This window comes from Alitiscatomonas sp. (genome assembly GCF_037242085.1).
GTDB classification, from domain to species: Bacteria; Bacillota; Clostridia; order Lachnospirales; family Lachnospiraceae; genus Alitiscatomonas; species Alitiscatomonas aceti.
This window is the reverse complement of the sequence record NZ_JAXXBR010000117.1, coordinates 1-13,791: the sequence shown is the minus strand read 5'-3', so window position 1 is coordinate 13,791 and position 13,791 is coordinate 1. Positions and strand designations below refer to the sequence as shown.

General features: G+C 52.8%; 14 protein-coding genes and 2 pseudogenes. 4 read left to right on the top strand and 12 right to left on the bottom strand.

Features of this window, described 5'->3' with window-relative positions; translation table 11 throughout:
* Positions 1-230 precede the first annotated feature (230 nt).
* From WIH05_RS12235 to WIH05_RS12225, 3 genes and pseudogenes are all read left to right on the top strand, one after another.
* Positions 231-284, top strand: a pseudogene (locus WIH05_RS12235) (hypothetical protein); the annotation flags it as partial.
* A 9-nt stretch (positions 285-293) separates the two neighbouring features.
* Positions 294-551, top strand: a complete 258-nt coding sequence (locus WIH05_RS12230) for a hypothetical protein (protein ID WP_337425450.1) — start codon at positions 294-296, stop codon at positions 549-551.
* Positions 548-778: a DUF4368 domain-containing protein gene (locus tag WIH05_RS12225; protein ID WP_022273246.1), complete on the top strand. Its 231-nt coding sequence runs from the start codon at positions 548-550 to the stop codon at positions 776-778. The genes WIH05_RS12230 and WIH05_RS12225 overlap by 4 nt, the downstream gene beginning before the upstream one ends.
* A 76-nt stretch (positions 779-854) precedes the next feature.
* Here the strand turns inward: WIH05_RS12225 and WIH05_RS12220 are convergent, their stop codons facing one another.
* The 6 genes from WIH05_RS12220 to WIH05_RS12195 form a co-directional block, all read right to left on the bottom strand.
* Entirely contained in the window at positions 855-2,333 is a 1,479-nt protein-coding gene (locus WIH05_RS12220; protein WP_022273247.1) for an altronate dehydratase family protein, read from the bottom strand.
* An 8-nt stretch (positions 2,334-2,341) separates the two neighbouring features.
* The gene (locus WIH05_RS12215; protein ID WP_022273248.1) at positions 2,342-3,841 is read right to left on the bottom strand and encodes a tagaturonate reductase; all 1,500 of its coding nucleotides are present in this window, start codon (positions 3,839-3,841) and stop codon (positions 2,342-2,344) included.
* Positions 3,842-3,938: 97 nt separating this feature from the next.
* Complete coding sequence (locus WIH05_RS12210; protein WP_022273249.1) at positions 3,939-5,225, bottom strand: TRAP transporter large permease; 1,287 nt, start codon at positions 5,223-5,225, stop codon at positions 3,939-3,941.
* Positions 5,218-5,727 carry a TRAP transporter small permease gene (locus WIH05_RS12205; protein ID WP_022273250.1) on the bottom strand — a complete coding sequence of 170 codons (510 nt, stop codon included), beginning with the start codon at positions 5,725-5,727 and terminating at the stop codon, positions 5,218-5,220. Before WIH05_RS12205 ends, WIH05_RS12210 begins: the two co-directional genes overlap by 8 nt.
* 73 nt (positions 5,728-5,800) lie before the next feature.
* Entirely contained in the window at positions 5,801-6,910 is a 1,110-nt protein-coding gene (locus WIH05_RS12200) for a C4-dicarboxylate TRAP transporter substrate-binding protein (RefSeq protein ID WP_022273251.1), read from the bottom strand.
* Positions 6,911-7,070: 160 nt separating this feature from the next.
* On the bottom strand, positions 7,071-8,105 hold the full coding sequence (locus WIH05_RS12195) for a zinc-binding alcohol dehydrogenase family protein (RefSeq protein WP_022273252.1): 1,035 nt from the start codon (positions 8,103-8,105) through the stop codon (positions 7,071-7,073).
* 297 nt (positions 8,106-8,402) lie between these two features.
* Here WIH05_RS12195 and WIH05_RS12190 point away from each other — a divergent pair, with 297 nt between their 5' ends.
* On the top strand, positions 8,403-9,077 hold the full coding sequence (locus WIH05_RS12190) for a GntR family transcriptional regulator (RefSeq protein WP_022273253.1): 675 nt from the start codon (positions 8,403-8,405) through the stop codon (positions 9,075-9,077).
* A gap of 100 nt (positions 9,078-9,177) precedes the next feature.
* Here the strand turns inward: WIH05_RS12190 and dusB are convergent, their stop codons facing one another.
* The 6 genes and pseudogenes from dusB to WIH05_RS12160 all read right to left on the bottom strand — a co-directional run bounded on the left by dusB (position 9,178) and on the right by WIH05_RS12160 (position 13,510).
* On the bottom strand, positions 9,178-10,137 hold the full coding sequence (gene dusB, locus WIH05_RS12185; RefSeq protein ID WP_215653191.1) for a tRNA dihydrouridine synthase DusB: 960 nt from the start codon (positions 10,135-10,137) through the stop codon (positions 9,178-9,180).
* On the bottom strand, positions 10,134-10,847 hold the full coding sequence (locus WIH05_RS12180; RefSeq protein WP_022273255.1) for a hypothetical protein: 714 nt from the start codon (positions 10,845-10,847) through the stop codon (positions 10,134-10,136). Before WIH05_RS12180 ends, dusB begins: the two co-directional genes overlap by 4 nt.
* Positions 10,840-11,217, bottom strand: coding sequence for a DUF6145 family protein (locus WIH05_RS12175; RefSeq protein WP_262427287.1), 378 nt, complete (start codon positions 11,215-11,217; stop codon positions 10,840-10,842). Before WIH05_RS12175 ends, WIH05_RS12180 begins: the two co-directional genes overlap by 8 nt.
* A gap of 72 nt (positions 11,218-11,289) precedes the next feature.
* Positions 11,290-11,847, bottom strand: a pseudogene (locus tag WIH05_RS12170) (HAD family phosphatase); the annotation flags it as partial.
* A 128-nt stretch (positions 11,848-11,975) separates the two neighbouring features.
* Positions 11,976-12,611 carry a cytidylate kinase-like family protein gene (locus WIH05_RS12165; protein WP_158359442.1) on the bottom strand — a complete coding sequence of 212 codons (636 nt, stop codon included), beginning with the start codon at positions 12,609-12,611 and terminating at the stop codon, positions 11,976-11,978.
* 104 nt (positions 12,612-12,715) lie between these two features.
* On the bottom strand, positions 12,716-13,510 hold the full coding sequence (locus WIH05_RS12160; protein ID WP_215653190.1) for an N-acetylmuramoyl-L-alanine amidase: 795 nt from the start codon (positions 13,508-13,510) through the stop codon (positions 12,716-12,718).
* Positions 13,511-13,791 lie beyond the last annotated feature (281 nt).

The following is a 13,791-nucleotide window of genomic DNA, read 5'->3' as shown; positions in this document are numbered from 1 at the left end:
AATTTCTGCTTGCGCCTGCTTGGTTACCACACAGCAAATACGGAGGAAGCCGTCATAATATCGCAAGACACTTTCCACGGCCAACGGATCACCGACGCGGACCGCCTCAATCACGGATAAAGGCAACAGCTCCCGTCCGCAGAAAGTTGGCTGCTTCGCAAGAGCTGTTTTCTGGTCTGCTGTAGTGCGCCGGTTGCGGAAGCAAACTGCATTTCGCCACAGGCAAAAACATGACACCGCAGCAAGACTGCTATCGGTGTTCCCGGTATAAGAGCAATACAGGCGACTGTACCATGCACTTTATCCGGGAAGAAACGCTGAAACTGTTTGTTTTGCAGCGGATTTTCGATGTGGCGGCACTGTTCTTTGATGATGCTATGGCATTTGAGGAAGTCGCGAAAAGCAACACTTCCAAGAAGCCGAAAAAGAGTCTCAGAAACGCAAGCGTGAAATCGCCCAAGCGGAAAAACACATTACTGAACTTGACCGCATTTTCAAGCGCATCTATGAGGATGACATCAGTGGGGCAATCAGTCATGAACGGTTCTTGAAACTCTCCGCCGACTATGAGACAGAACAAAAAGAACTGACGGAGCAGGTCAAGGCATGGCGGCAAGCGGTAGAAAAGTTTGTAAAAAAGATTATCGTCCATGCGCCGGATAAGTCCAGCGGCCACCGCAGGCAGAAGATTGAACTAGTCTGGAACTTCATTGGAGAAGTCAACCTGCCGGGCGACGATCAGGCTGTGGAACGGCAAAGAAAAAGCAGAACGGCATGACCTTTCAGCCATGCCGCCCTGCGACAATCAAATTACTTCCTTATGGGGGTGCACCCTTTGGGGCCGCCCATACGTTTTACAGCACAACGCCGTCCTTGAAGATGGAGATCTCTCTGAATCCCTTCTCCTCGGCCTTTGTCTGCTTTCCGTCTGCTGTTTCGATCACCAGCTGCAGCAGTCTCTTTGCAGCGTCGTCAATGGATTCTCCATCGGCGATGGGGCCGGCGTCAAAGTCGATCCAGCCCTTTTTCTTTTCCGCAAGCTGGCTGTTGGTGGCCAGCTTAAGAGTCGGGGCCGGAGCTCCGAAGGGGGTTCCCCTTCCTGTGGTGAACAGGATCATATGGGCTCCTGCCGCTGTCATGGCTGTGGCGGAGACCAGATCGTTTCCAGGTCCATACAGCATATTGAGCCCCTTGGCTGTCACCGGATCTCCGTAGCCGATCACGTCCATGATGGGAGCCGTACCGCCCTTCTGGACACAGCCGCAGGACTTGTCCTCCAGGGTGGTGATCCCGCCCTGACGGTTTCCTGGGCTGGGGTTGTCATAAACCACCTCATTATGGCTGATAAAATAATTCTTAAAGCCATTGATCATGTCCACGGCCTTTTCAAACACCGCTTCATTGACGCAGCGGTTCATTAAGAAGCCCTCTGCGCCAAACATCTCCGGCACCTCTGTGAGCACAGTGGAGCCGCCTCTGGCCGCCATCATGTCGCTGAAGCGGCCCACAGCCGGATTGGCTGTGATCCCGGATAAGCCGTCAGAGCCGCCGCACTTCATGCCGATGACCAGCTCGCTTACAGGAATGGGCTCTCTCTTAAACTGGGACGCATATTCTGCGCACTGCTTTAACAGCTCCCGGCCCTCAGAAAACTCATCCCCGGCTTCCTGGCAGATTAGGAATTTTACCCGGTCCTTATCGTAATCGCCCAGCTCCTCTAAGAACTGCTCGTGGGTCAGATTTTCACAGCCCAGTCCCAGCACCAGCACAGCCGCCGCGTTGGGATGGCGCACCAGGGCCGCCAGAAGCTTCCTTGTCTGGGCATGGTCCTCGCCGGTCTGGCTGCATCCGAAGGGATGGGGGAAGGTGTAAAGACCGTCGATGGTCCCTGTCACAAGATCCTGATTGTCCCGCACCATCTTCTTGGCCACATCGTTGACGCAGCCCACCGTGGGAATGATCCAGATCTCGTTGCGGATGGCGGCGCGGCCATCCTTTCTGCGGAAGCCCTGGAAGGTCTCCGGCTCCACCTTTTCAGGGAATGTGAGGCTTGGGGTATAGGTGTACTCCATCTCACCTTCCAGGTTGGTCTTTACGTTATGGGTGTGCATCCAGGTTCCCGGAGCGGCATCCTCGGTGGCATGACCGATAGGAAAGCCATATTTTACCACATTTTCACCCTTTTTGATGGGAAGAAGGGCGATCTTATGGCCCTGGGGGATGTCCATAAGAGCTTTAACAGTGATCCCTCCGGCGGTGATCTCCTCGCCTTCTGCGATGGGGTGGAGAGCCACTGCCACGTTGTCCAGATCAGAAATCCTTATTGTCTTCATATTTCAAATTACAGGCAGCTTGCAAACGCAGCCTTTGCTCCTTCCGTGCGGATCATCTTTAAGTCGACAGTAACGGTTTCTTCCAGTCCGGCGATCTTTGTAAGATCCTGATCCCACATCTGTTCGTTGGTAAGAACGGCATGGACCAGAGCCTCTGGAGTGTCGTTTCTGTGGGCATAGTAAAATTCCAGGGCCCAGCGGTCGTCGCTTACGGTATACTCATTTCCAGCCGGGCGTCTGCATACCAGTCCGGCGTCCGTAAGGGACTGGATCTCATTGCTGTAAAATGCGATATAAGCAGCCAGGGACATGGTCAGGCACTGGGGCAGGCAGCCCTTTTCCTCAATGTAGCCTAAGAAGGACGGCATATTCCGGGCTTTCCACTTGGAGGTGGAATTTAAGGAAATGCTCATGAGCTCATGGTTTACAAAGGGATTATTGAACCGGTCCTCCACGGCGGCAGCAAACTGCATCAGATCGTCCTTATCCAGCGGAAGGGTCGGGATCACCTCATCGTAGAGCATCTTGTTCATGAAGCCCTTGATGGTCTCATCGTTCATGCAGTCCCGGACGATATTTTCACCTGCCAGGTATGCGCCGAGAACAAAGCCTGTGTGGGCGCCGTTTAAGATACGCACCTTTCTCTTTTTGTAGGGGCTCATATCCGGTGTTACGAATACCTTGTCCAGAAGTCCGGCCTTCTTAAAGGGAAGCACATCGTTTAACTTCTCGTCGCCTTCGATGACCCATACGCCGAACACCTCTCCCACGTCCAGCAGGGGATCTGCATAGCCGTGCTTTTCTTCTAATTCAGCCACTTCCTTCTCATCCCGGATACGGCCCGGTACGATCCGGTCCACCAGGGAGCCGCAGAAGGTGCAGTCCTCATTCACATATTTTCTGAAGCTGTCCTCCAGCTCCCACTGGTCAATGTACTGGTTCACGCACTTTAACAGTTCTTTTCCGTTGTTGTCGATGAGCTCGCAGGCTAACATCACGATCCCCGGCTTTCCAGCTTTATAGCGGTGATATAAGACCTGGGTCAGCTTTGCCGGGAAGCTGGACGGCGGGCAGTCGTCCTTTTTGCAGGAAGGATCATACTGGATGCCTGCCTCTGTGGTGTTGGAAACGATGATCTCCAGATCGTCGCTGGCAGCCACATCCATCATTTTTTTGTAGTCGTCGGCTTCATAGGGGTTTAAGCAGCGGCTCACGCTGGAGATCACGCGCTTTGCATCCACCTTCTGGCCGTTTTCACTGCCGCGCAGATACAGGGTATAAAGGCCCTCCTGATCATTGATCATATTGGCAAGGCCTGGAGCAATGGGCTGTACCAGGCAGCACTTTCCGTTCCAGCCGGCCTTCTCGTTGGCCAGATCGAACCAGTAATCCACGAACGCCCGTAAAAAGTTTCCTTCGCCGAACTGCAGCACCTTCTCCGGCGCATCCTTTAATACATATCCGTCATAACCGGATTTTTTTAACACTTCATAATTTAAACGTTCCATAAAGCTTTCCTCGACTTTCTTAAAAAATCTGCCGGATGAATGCATGACCATCCATCCGGCAGGTGAAGCCACCTCCATTTGGAAGCAGGGCTCTTTATTAATAGAACAGATTTACCAGGAAGGTGGTGAACGGCTCGAACCATGTCAGGAGCATCAGGTTGACCACCAGCAGGATGTAGAACGGAACTGCCTCTTTAATGAAGGCCGCCGTCTTACACTTGGTAATGGAACAGGTAACGAACATCAGCGTGCCCATTGGCGGAGATAATGCGCCGATGGCGTTGTTGAAGATATAGATCATTGCAAACTGGATCTCGTTGATCCCGTACTCGGCAGCAATGGGAGCCAGTAACGGAACCAGAATGATCATGGAAGCGTTTCCTTCAATGAACATGCCCACAAGGAGAAGGAACACGTTCACAACGATCAGGAATACGAATTTGCTGTGGATATTGGCTAACATCCATGCGGTCAGCGTCTGCGGGATCCGCTCCTTGGTAAGGATCCAGGAGAATACAGATGCCGCGGATACGATGAGCATGATGGATGCTGTGGAACACACGGTCTCCTTTAAGCCCTGCACCATATCCTTCACATGCATTTCACGGTAAATGATGCCTAAAAGGGCAGCGTAAAGGATCGCCACAGCTCCGGCCTCCGTTGCGGTGAAGATACCGATACGGATACCTCCGATGATGATGATCGGAAGCAATAAGGGCAGGACTGCCGGCTTAAAGGCCTTCCAGAACCGGGGCCAGGTGAGCTTTTCTGTGGTCAGGTTTCCGTATCCGCGTTTTTTTGAAATAAAGCCCACTAAGATCATCATGGTGATGCAGAGGAGGCCGCCTACGCCAAAGCCGGAAATAAACAGCTTACCGATGGATACGTTGGCAATACATCCGTAAAGGATCATAGCGATTCCCGGCGGGATCAGCGGAGTGATCATAGAGGAAGCTGCCGTAACCACGCTGGAAAACTCCAGGGAGAAGCCCTTCTTTGTCATCTCCGGCACCATCATTTTGGACTCCATGGCCGCGTCGGCGATATTGGAGCCGGACAGACCGCCCATGACGGTGGAAAGGAGAACGTTTACCTGGGCAAGACCGCCGGGAAGACGGCCAGTGACAACCTCACAGAAGTCCATGATCCGCTTTGTAACGCCCGTATAGTTCATGAAGATACCCGCACAGATAAAGAACGGGATGGCCATAAGGGAGATCTTCTCCGTACCGATGATGGCCTGCTGGGCAAATACCACGGCATTGATATCGGGATTTAATACGAAATACACCATGGAGCCGCCAAGAACGGCAATATACACCGGAACCTTAAGGAATAACAGGACCAGCATTACGATGGCTGATAACATAAGAACATCACTCATTGCTGCTTGCCGCCTCCTTTGCTTCCGATTTTACACCTTTAATGATGCTGTAAAAATAGCTGAAGATCATATCAATGTAAGAAAAAATCGCAATTCCGTATACGGCTGTATAAGGAATCTTTAACATGCTGGTGGAACGGCCGCTCTTTATGAATACCTGGATGAAGCCGATACTCTGGAAGAACAGATAGCCTACAACTGCCACCACCACGATGGAAATGAACCATTCCATGATCTTCTGCACCTTCGCAGGCATCAGATCCACGATCATTTCGATGGCCACATGGTTTCCGGTCCTGAAAGCGGCGCCGGCCGCTGCAAATACGATCCATACTAAACAGGAAGTCTGCACCTCCTCGAGCCATGTGAAGGGAGCGTCGAAAATATAACGCCAGATCACGCCCAGGAAGGTAAGGACGATCAGGATCGCCAGGATCGCAGATGCAACTGCGATATCCAGGTTCATCAGGACAGAAGCAATTTTATTTTGTTTCTTTTCCATACCTTTGCTCCTAATATTGGCTTCTGCGGCCAGACCGCAACGGTCCGCCGCAGAAGATCATTTCACGTCAGTCTTATTCGTTTGCGCCCATGGCTGCTCTTACAGTGTCATAGAGACCATCTGTCCAGCCAAAGTCCATCTCATAGAAGGGCTGTGCCTTTTCCTTGAAGCCTGCAAGAACCTCTTCGGACGGCTCCACAACGGTAACGCCCTCGTCCTTCATCTTCTGGAGGTAATCGGCCTCAGCAGCCTGCTGTACTTCGTTGTTGTACTCACCGGCCTCAGAAGCGGTCTCTAAGAGCCAGGTCTGCTGCTCTTCTGTTAAGCTGTTGAACCAGTCAGCAGAAACCACCCATGTGGTGAAGTTCTTTACGTGTCCGTCAAGGATCAGGTACTTGGCAACCTCATGGAGCTTTCTTCCATAAAGAGTTGCTAACGGATTCTCAGCTCCGTCGATGGTCTTGGTCTGAAGAGCCTGGTAAACGTCGCCTAAAGCCATACCTGTGGAGGTTGCGCCTAAAACGTCGAAGCCCTTGGACTGGATCTCATTGGAAGGAACGCGGATCTTTAAGCCCTTTAAGTCCTCAACTGTGTTCACCGGAACGTTTGTTAATGTATGTCTCTCGCCGTAGATCCAGTTGGAAGCGATGATCTTAAGACCCTTCTCCTCCAGCTTGCCGCACTGCTCTTTATACCAGTCAGATTCGATCAGAGTCCAGCACTGATCCCAGTTATCAAACAGGAACGGTCCGAATACGATACCGAAATCCGGTACGCCGTAGTCTGCATAGAAAGCGCCGTCTGCCAGTGTGCAGACATTCTCTCCTAAGAGCATGGAGTCGATCAGGGAGGACTTGTCTCCTAACTGGGAGTCCGGATAAACCTCAATGGCCATCTTTCCGCCGGATTTCTCTTTGATGATCTCCTGTGCCTTTGTCCAGCCCTCGCCAACGGGCTCCGTGATGGAGTTCTCGAATGCGACCTGGAGAACTACCTCTGCGTCTGCACTGCCGGAATCAGCTGCTGCTGCGGTCGTCTCCTTGTCCTCAGCTGCTGCTGTTGTTTCCTTGTCAGCTCCGGCTGCTGCCGCAGTCGTCTCGTCTGCTCCGCCGCCGCAGGCTGTAAGAGTTGCTGCTGCCATTGCTCCTGCCAGTGTCAGGGCCATAACCTTTCTCAGTTTCATAATGTTTTCCCTCCGTTTTTAGCTTTTTGCAGCGGTCCGGCTGTTCTTTGCGCCCTCTGCGCCGGCCGCCTGGGCCGCTGCATATTTTGGGTTTATGTGTAAAGCCCTCCAGGGCCTTCACGTTCCTTTTCTTTGCGGGATCCGTCCCGCCCGGCTGTATTTATTTCCCGATGGCAGAGAAATCAAATACGACCTTTAACATATCTCCCGGATTGTTGGCAAAATCCTCAAAGGCCTTTGCAGCCTCATCAAAGGGATATACGTTGGTGATGATCTTCTCCAAGGGAGCCTTTCCAGCGTTCACAATGTCGATCAGCTCCAGGAAATCCTTCTTTAATGCGTTTCTGGAGCCGTAAACGTTCAGCTCCTTTTTCTGGATCAGCGTGAAGTTGAAGTCCAGGTTCTTCTTTCCAACTCCAATGAGCACCATACGGCCACCAAAGCAGCAGGCGTCAATGCAGTTCTGGAAGGTGGACGGAAGCCCCACCGCCTCGATGGTAACGTCAAAGCCGTTGCCGTCTGTGATCTCGTTCACTCTCTTCCCGAAGTTTTCCGGAGAATCATTTAAAAGTGTTCCGTCTACGCCAAAGTCCTTTGCCATCTCCAGCTTTCCGGCAGATACGTCGGAAATGTAAACAGACGCGCCCTTGGCCTTGGCTGCGATGGCCGCCAGAACGCCGATGGTTCCGGCTCCCACTACCAGGACCTTATCTCCCTCTTTTACGTTGGCCCGGCTCACGCCGTGGTAGCTGATGCAGAAGGGCTCGATGGCTGCCAGTGTCTTTGCATCCATGCCCTTACCGTCGTACACACGCTCGATGGGCATTGTTATGTACTCCTGGAAGGCGCCGTCTCTCTGGCAGCCCATGGTCTGGTTGTCCATGCAGGCGTTTACGGTGCCGTGCTGGCAGGAATAGCAGTGGCCGCAGTTGAAGTACGGGTTGCAGGTCACGATCATTCCCTTCCTGATCCCATACGCATTGTTCTCATCGGCCTCGATCACTTCCGCGGAGAACTCATGGCCCGGGATCCTGGGATAATCGAAGTATGCGAAGGTCCCGCGGTAGGAGCCCAGATCACTTCCGCAGATCCCGCCGTAAAGAAGCTTCAGTAAAACTTCGCCTTCTTTTCTCACCGGCATTTCCACATCTTTGATCTCGACCTGGCCGGGAGCGTTAATGTACATTGCTTTCATGGTTCATTCCTCCTGTGAATGATATGTTGATACCTCATCGGTTTCATTTTGTATTCTTTGTTGTATACATCAGATTATAGACACCTTCTGCCAATATGTCAATATGGAACCGACTATTTTCTTCTGTTCTGTACATTTTAACAAAGCATTCTTCTGTGTTTTGTGCATTCCGCTGTGTTCTATTTTGTTATTCTTTTAACATTTCAGCACCTTGAAAATTCTCCGATTCTATGGTAAACTTCTGTTATATACATCAGTGCTTATTTACGTGTCATTTTTCATCATAAGGAGTCCCATATGCCGAAAACAAATCTGAAAACCTTAGCATACAATAAGATACGCCAGAAGATCGTCACCTGCGAATACGCTCCCGGCACCTTTCTAAATGAAGAGATCCTGACGGAGGCCCTGGGCTTAAGCCGCACGCCCATCCGGGACGCTTTAGGCCGTCTGGAGCAGGAGGGGCTGATCGAGATCCGTCCCAAACGCGGAATTATCGTTAAATCTTTAACCGTCAGTGACATCAACATGATCTTTGAAGTACGAAATATGTACGAACCCTATATCCTGAAAAATTACGGCTCCCTTCTCCCTGTGGAACGGCTTCATGGATTTTACGATATTTTCCTCCACACCGATTCCAACAGCGAATGCTTTAAAAACAACGACTATTTTTATGAACTGGATTCTGATTTCCATTTGATGATCGTCCGATCCTGCCCCAACGTTTACATCCAGAACAATTACAGCCTGATCCTCACCCAGAACGCCCGGTTCCGCTACATGACAGGCAACGTTTCCAATAACCGTCTGGAGGACACCTTCAAAGAGCATCTGGACATCATCCGCCCCTGCCTTCAGAAAAACTGGGACGAGGCTGCAGAAAAAATGCTGTATCACCTGGAGGAATCAAAAAAATCCACCTTCCAGCTGATCTTCGATGGCATGGACAACGGCACCATTAAATTCTGACGCCTCCGGCCCCGCAGCCGCAAAAAGGCCGCAGCCCGCTCCGGCAGCCTTCGCTGTCCCGGACCGGCCTGCGGCCTTTCCCGTTCTTTCTTTTTTGTTCTTAAAGGCGTTCTCCGATCAGAGCCGTCAGCTCATCCATGGTGGACACCGTATTGATATCGTTTCTCAACGCCGCAGAATTGGGATATCCGGCCGTATACCAGGCCACATGCTTTCTCATTTCCCGCATTCCCGCTGTCTCGCCTTTAAATTCCAGCATCATCTGCCCGTGGCGCAGGATCATGGCCTTAAGCTCATCTGCCGACGGCCTGGGAGGCTTTCTCCCTGTTTCCAGGTATTCTGCGATCTCCCGGAAGATCCAGGGATTCCCTTTGGCTCCCCGGGCCACCATGATCCCGTCGCATCCGGTCTCCTCCACCATCCGCTTCGCATCCTCCGGCGTGAACACATCTCCGTTTCCAATGACCGGAATGGATACCGCCTCCTTGACCTGGCGGATGATGTCCCAGTCCGCCCTTCCCGAATAATACTGCTCTCTGGTGCGGCCATGGACGGCAATGGCCGAAACACCGCAGCCCTCGGCGATCTTCGCGATCTCCACAGCGTTGACGGATGAATCGTCAAAGCCCTTGCGGATCTTCACCGTCACTGGTTTTTTAAGGGTGCGCACCATGGCGGAAAGGATCTCCTCCACCAGCTTCGGGTTCCTCATTAACGCCGAGCCCTCTCCATTTTTAACGATCTTTGGGACCGGGCAGCCCATGTTGATGTCGAAAATATCGTAGGGCCCCTCTTCCAGCTCTCCTGCGATCTTTGACAAGATCTCCGGATCTGACCCGAATAGCTGAAGGGATACGGGCCGTTCCCTGGGATCCACCTCCAGAAGCTCCTTTGTATTCCTGTTTTTATAAAGCACCGCCTTGGCGCTGACCATCTCCATACATACCAGACCGCAGCCCTGCTCCCGGCACAGCACCCGGTAGGGAAGGTCCGTCACCCCTGCCATGGGAGCCAGGATCACATTGTTGTCCAGGGTCACATTTCCGATCGTCAGCTTCATGGTACCAGGGCTCCTTCCGCGTTCACATAACGGCCGTCATCCACATATGTATTGGTCTGCATGACGCCAGTCTGCTGGTCAAAATAATACCAGATCCCCTGGGAATTGACCCAGCCGGCAGCCATACTGCCGTCTGCATTGAGAAAATAATATTTTCCCTCCTTCAGAAGCCAGCCCGTCTGCATAGCTCCCACACTGTTTAAATAATACCATTTTCCATTGACCATCTGCCAGCCGGTCTGCATGATCCCGTACATGTCCAGCAGATACGTTTTCCCATCCACATAGCCCCACTGGCTGGAAACGGGCTGCCCGTCAGACGCCATCAGCCGCCATTTTCCATCCTCCAGTTTTTCCCAGGTCCCTCCCCGGTAGGTACTGAATATATAAAGAGACCGTTCCTGGTCCTCCAGATATTTTTTCGCCGCCTCGGAGTTGGGGCCGCCGGACAGGGCCTCTTCCTCTGTCTGTCCCTGGTTTCCCATGGGATTATTTCCCACCTCTCCGGGACCGGCTCCGCCGCTCCAGCCGTTGTCATAGGCCGGATTGTTGGCCGCCTGGCCGTCATATATGATCACCTCATGATCCTCCATGCCGGGACCAAAATTAAAGGCAAGGGCATCGGCGGATACGGTCCCCATGGACAAGGCCCCCGCAAACACCGCTGCCAGGACCGCCTGCCTTCCTATTCCATTCTTCCGATCACGCATCCGTCTCCTCCTCTGTTTCCAGGTCCGCCAGGCTGTCTCCCAGGAATACCACCCGGTAATACAGCTCCAGGGACTCCAGAAGTTCCTTTTTCTCCCTCTGGTACTGGCGGATCTTTAAGCCGCTGCCGATCTCATCAAATAAATAGTCCTTATCGTCGGCCTGGACCTTAAACTCCAGCTCCCCCTCCGGCGTAAACTCCATGGTCAGGACGCCGCCGATGTCCTCGGTGAACAGCACGCACATGATCTGCAGCTCTTTTTTTATATGATCCGGCAGCGCCTTAAAATCCTGGTTGAAATAATACTTCTGCTCATAGGAGCTGGCTCCGCAGAGGACTATATTTTCTGTCCCCGGAAGAAATTTTAAGATCTCAGAGATCTGCCGGATCTGGATATCCGCCTGGCTCTGGTCAAAGCCGAACCGGTCATCCTCCAGGGCTGCCACGGTCATCCCGGCCGCCTTTCCCGCCTGGATCCCCACCGTGGAATCCTCCACCACAAAGCACTCCTCTTCCGGGATCCCCAGGGTCTTGGCCGTATAATGATAGATCTCCGGATTGGGCTTGCTCTGCTTAAACTGGCCGCCGCTGACGATCAGATCAAATACGGGACGCATCCCCGTCTCCTCCATGATCCGGGCGATCAGCTTCGGGCCTGTGGAGGAGGCCAGGGCCACCTTGTAGCCGCGTTTTTTTAATTCCATGGCCGTCGTGTAGGCCTCGGGCCGGAAGATCTTTTTATAGTCCACCTGGCTGTAAATATCCAGGACCGCAAATTCATCCCGCAGCTCCTCCCAGGTCTGGCCGTTGTCCACTGCATTTTTCATTACCGTCCAGCTGTCCTTCCGGCTGAGGCCCACCATGGGGTTTAACTGGTCCATGGTCACCTCCGGATTCTTTTTCCTGGCAAACTCCAGAAGGTAATCCATATATACAAACTCGCTGTCCACGATCACGCCGTCCATGTCAAAGATCACGGCGCTTATCTTCTTATGCTCCATTGTTTTCTATCTCCTTGTTTCCAACTATGATGGCTTCCGATATTATAGCAACTGGAAGGCCAAACTGCAAGAGCGGGTTTCCCGGAGCCCGGCCTTCCCGGCCTCCAAAAAAACCCGCCCCTCCCGGCCTATGCCGGATACAGACCGCGGATCTTAAGGTAGGACAAAATACATTCCACGCAGCCGTCTGTACCCAGGACCCCGGAATTCAGCATCATATCATAGTTTTCCACGTTCTCCCATTCTTTTCCTGTGTAATACCGGTGATAATCCCGCCGTTCCCGGTCCATGCGCCGGATATTTCTGGCGATCTCATGTTCCTCATAATAGCCCTTTTCCCGGATCCTCTGGATCCTGGCCTCCATGTCCGCGTAGATGAAGATCCTCACCAGCCGCTCGGTTCCCGCCAGCACATGGTCGGCGCAGCGGCCAATGAAAATACAGGATTCCTCCTGGGCCAGACGCCGGATGACCGCAGACTGGAACCGGAACAGATTGTCGGCGGATACCAGGTCGGAGCCTGTGGAAGGGGACGTATTTTCCGGGATCAGGGACTGGACGATCTTATAAAGCAGCTTTTTTCCCGCCCGCTCGTCGGCCAGGTGAAAATAGCTTTCCCGGATCCCGCTCTCATCGGAAGTCATCTTCAGTATCTCTTTGTCATAAACGTCCAGGCCCATCCTCTGGCCCAGCTTCTTCCCGACTTCCGCTCCGCCGCTGCCGTACTGGCGGCCGATGGTGATGATCAGATTCTGTTTTTCCATAAAAGCGCCCCCTTCTGTTGTTTTTCATGAAAATTTCAACGTGTTTACATATGTTTCTGACAGCTTTATCATACCACATTCCCCACTGGATTTTAAGCCCTTTTTCAGGATCTTGTGATCAGAGTCCCGTAGCCCAGCCGCCTCAGACGGCGCTCCATCTGCACCGCGTTGTCCATCTCCCGGAACGCCCCGGCCCGCACATAGAAAAGGCCGTCCTTTACGGTCATAAAGGCTGGAAAGCCCTGGTCCTTCAGCTCCTGAAGCTGGGCCTCGGCATTGGAGCGCAGCCGGAACACCCCGGTCTGCACCATATAAAATCCAGGGATCTCCCCGCTGGCCGCCTGGTCCTCCCGGGCCTCCAGCTCCTCAAAGGTCTCAAGGATGCCGTCGGCGATGGCATCGGCTGTGGCTGCCAGATTGGCGTCAAAAAAGGCGTTGTCCTTTTCATTGTCAAGGAATCCGGCTTCCACCAGCACCGCCGGCATTTTCGTCCGGCGGAGGACCACCAGGCTCGGTCTCTCCTTGACGCCCAGATCCGTCCAGCCCACAGCCGCCAGCTGCCGGCCGATGTTTTTTCCCAGCAGTCCGGCTGTGCCGGAGGAAGAAAACACCAGATTTTCGATCCCCGATCCGGTTCCCGGCACGGGCATGGCATTCCTGTGGATGGACACAAAAAAGTCTGCGCCCGACTGGTTTCCCATGGCGGCCTTCTCATAGGGGGTATCGTATACATCCTCCACCCGGGTGTAGGATACCTGGATCCCCCGGCGCTCCAGGGCGCTTCCCAGGTCAAAGGCCAGTCTTAAGGTATCGTTTTTTTCCTTCCTTCCATTATATACGGCTCCCGGCTCCGGTCCTCCATGACCGGCATCGATGATGACCTTTCTGTTCTCATTCATAAAATCTCCCCTTTTTCGTTTCTGTAAGATTATTCTATGATAAAAGGGGAAAAGTGGATCCGCCAGACCCGGAACAGGCCTGGGGACCGGGAGGAAAGAAGGAAAAATCTGTCTGTATACATGCCAATCCGCAGCTGTCTGTGGTATAATGTCTGTAAAACAGACATTATACCATCGCGCATCTGGTTTCTGCGTTCACCGCAGAAAACCAGGCGCCCAATTCCCCCAGACCGAAAAAACGCGTCAAGATTCCTTAGCCCTTAAGGTGGCCTTGATGCCGA

Coding starts and splice junctions, on each gene's coding strand:
- WIH05_RS12165 (WP_158359442.1), bottom strand. CDS start 12,611: ATGGAAAAACAGAATCTGATCATCACCATCGGCCGCCAGTACGGCAGC.
- WIH05_RS12200 (WP_022273251.1), bottom strand. CDS start 6,910: ATGAAACTGAGAAAGGTTATGGCCCTGACACTGGCAGGAGCAATGGCA.
- WIH05_RS12190 (WP_022273253.1), top strand. CDS start 8,403: ATGCCGAAAACAAATCTGAAAACCTTAGCATACAATAAGATACGCCAG.
- WIH05_RS12180 (WP_022273255.1), bottom strand. CDS start 10,847: ATGCGTGATCGGAAGAATGGAATAGGAAGGCAGGCGGTCCTGGCAGCG.
- WIH05_RS12230 (WP_337425450.1), top strand. CDS start 294: ATGCACTTTATCCGGGAAGAAACGCTGAAACTGTTTGTTTTGCAGCGG.
- WIH05_RS12160 (WP_215653190.1), bottom strand. CDS start 13,510: ATGAATGAGAACAGAAAGGTCATCATCGATGCCGGTCATGGAGGACCG.
- WIH05_RS12210 (WP_022273249.1), bottom strand. CDS start 5,225: ATGAGTGATGTTCTTATGTTATCAGCCATCGTAATGCTGGTCCTGTTA.
- WIH05_RS12215 (WP_022273248.1), bottom strand. CDS start 3,841: ATGGAACGTTTAAATTATGAAGTGTTAAAAAAATCCGGTTATGACGGA.
- WIH05_RS12205 (WP_022273250.1), bottom strand. CDS start 5,727: ATGGAAAAGAAACAAAATAAAATTGCTTCTGTCCTGATGAACCTGGAT.
- WIH05_RS12220 (WP_022273247.1), bottom strand. CDS start 2,333: ATGAAGACAATAAGGATTTCTGATCTGGACAACGTGGCAGTGGCTCTC.
- WIH05_RS12195 (WP_022273252.1), bottom strand. CDS start 8,105: ATGAAAGCAATGTACATTAACGCTCCCGGCCAGGTCGAGATCAAAGAT.
- dusB (WP_215653191.1), bottom strand. CDS start 10,137: ATGAAGCTGACGATCGGAAATGTGACCCTGGACAACAATGTGATCCTG.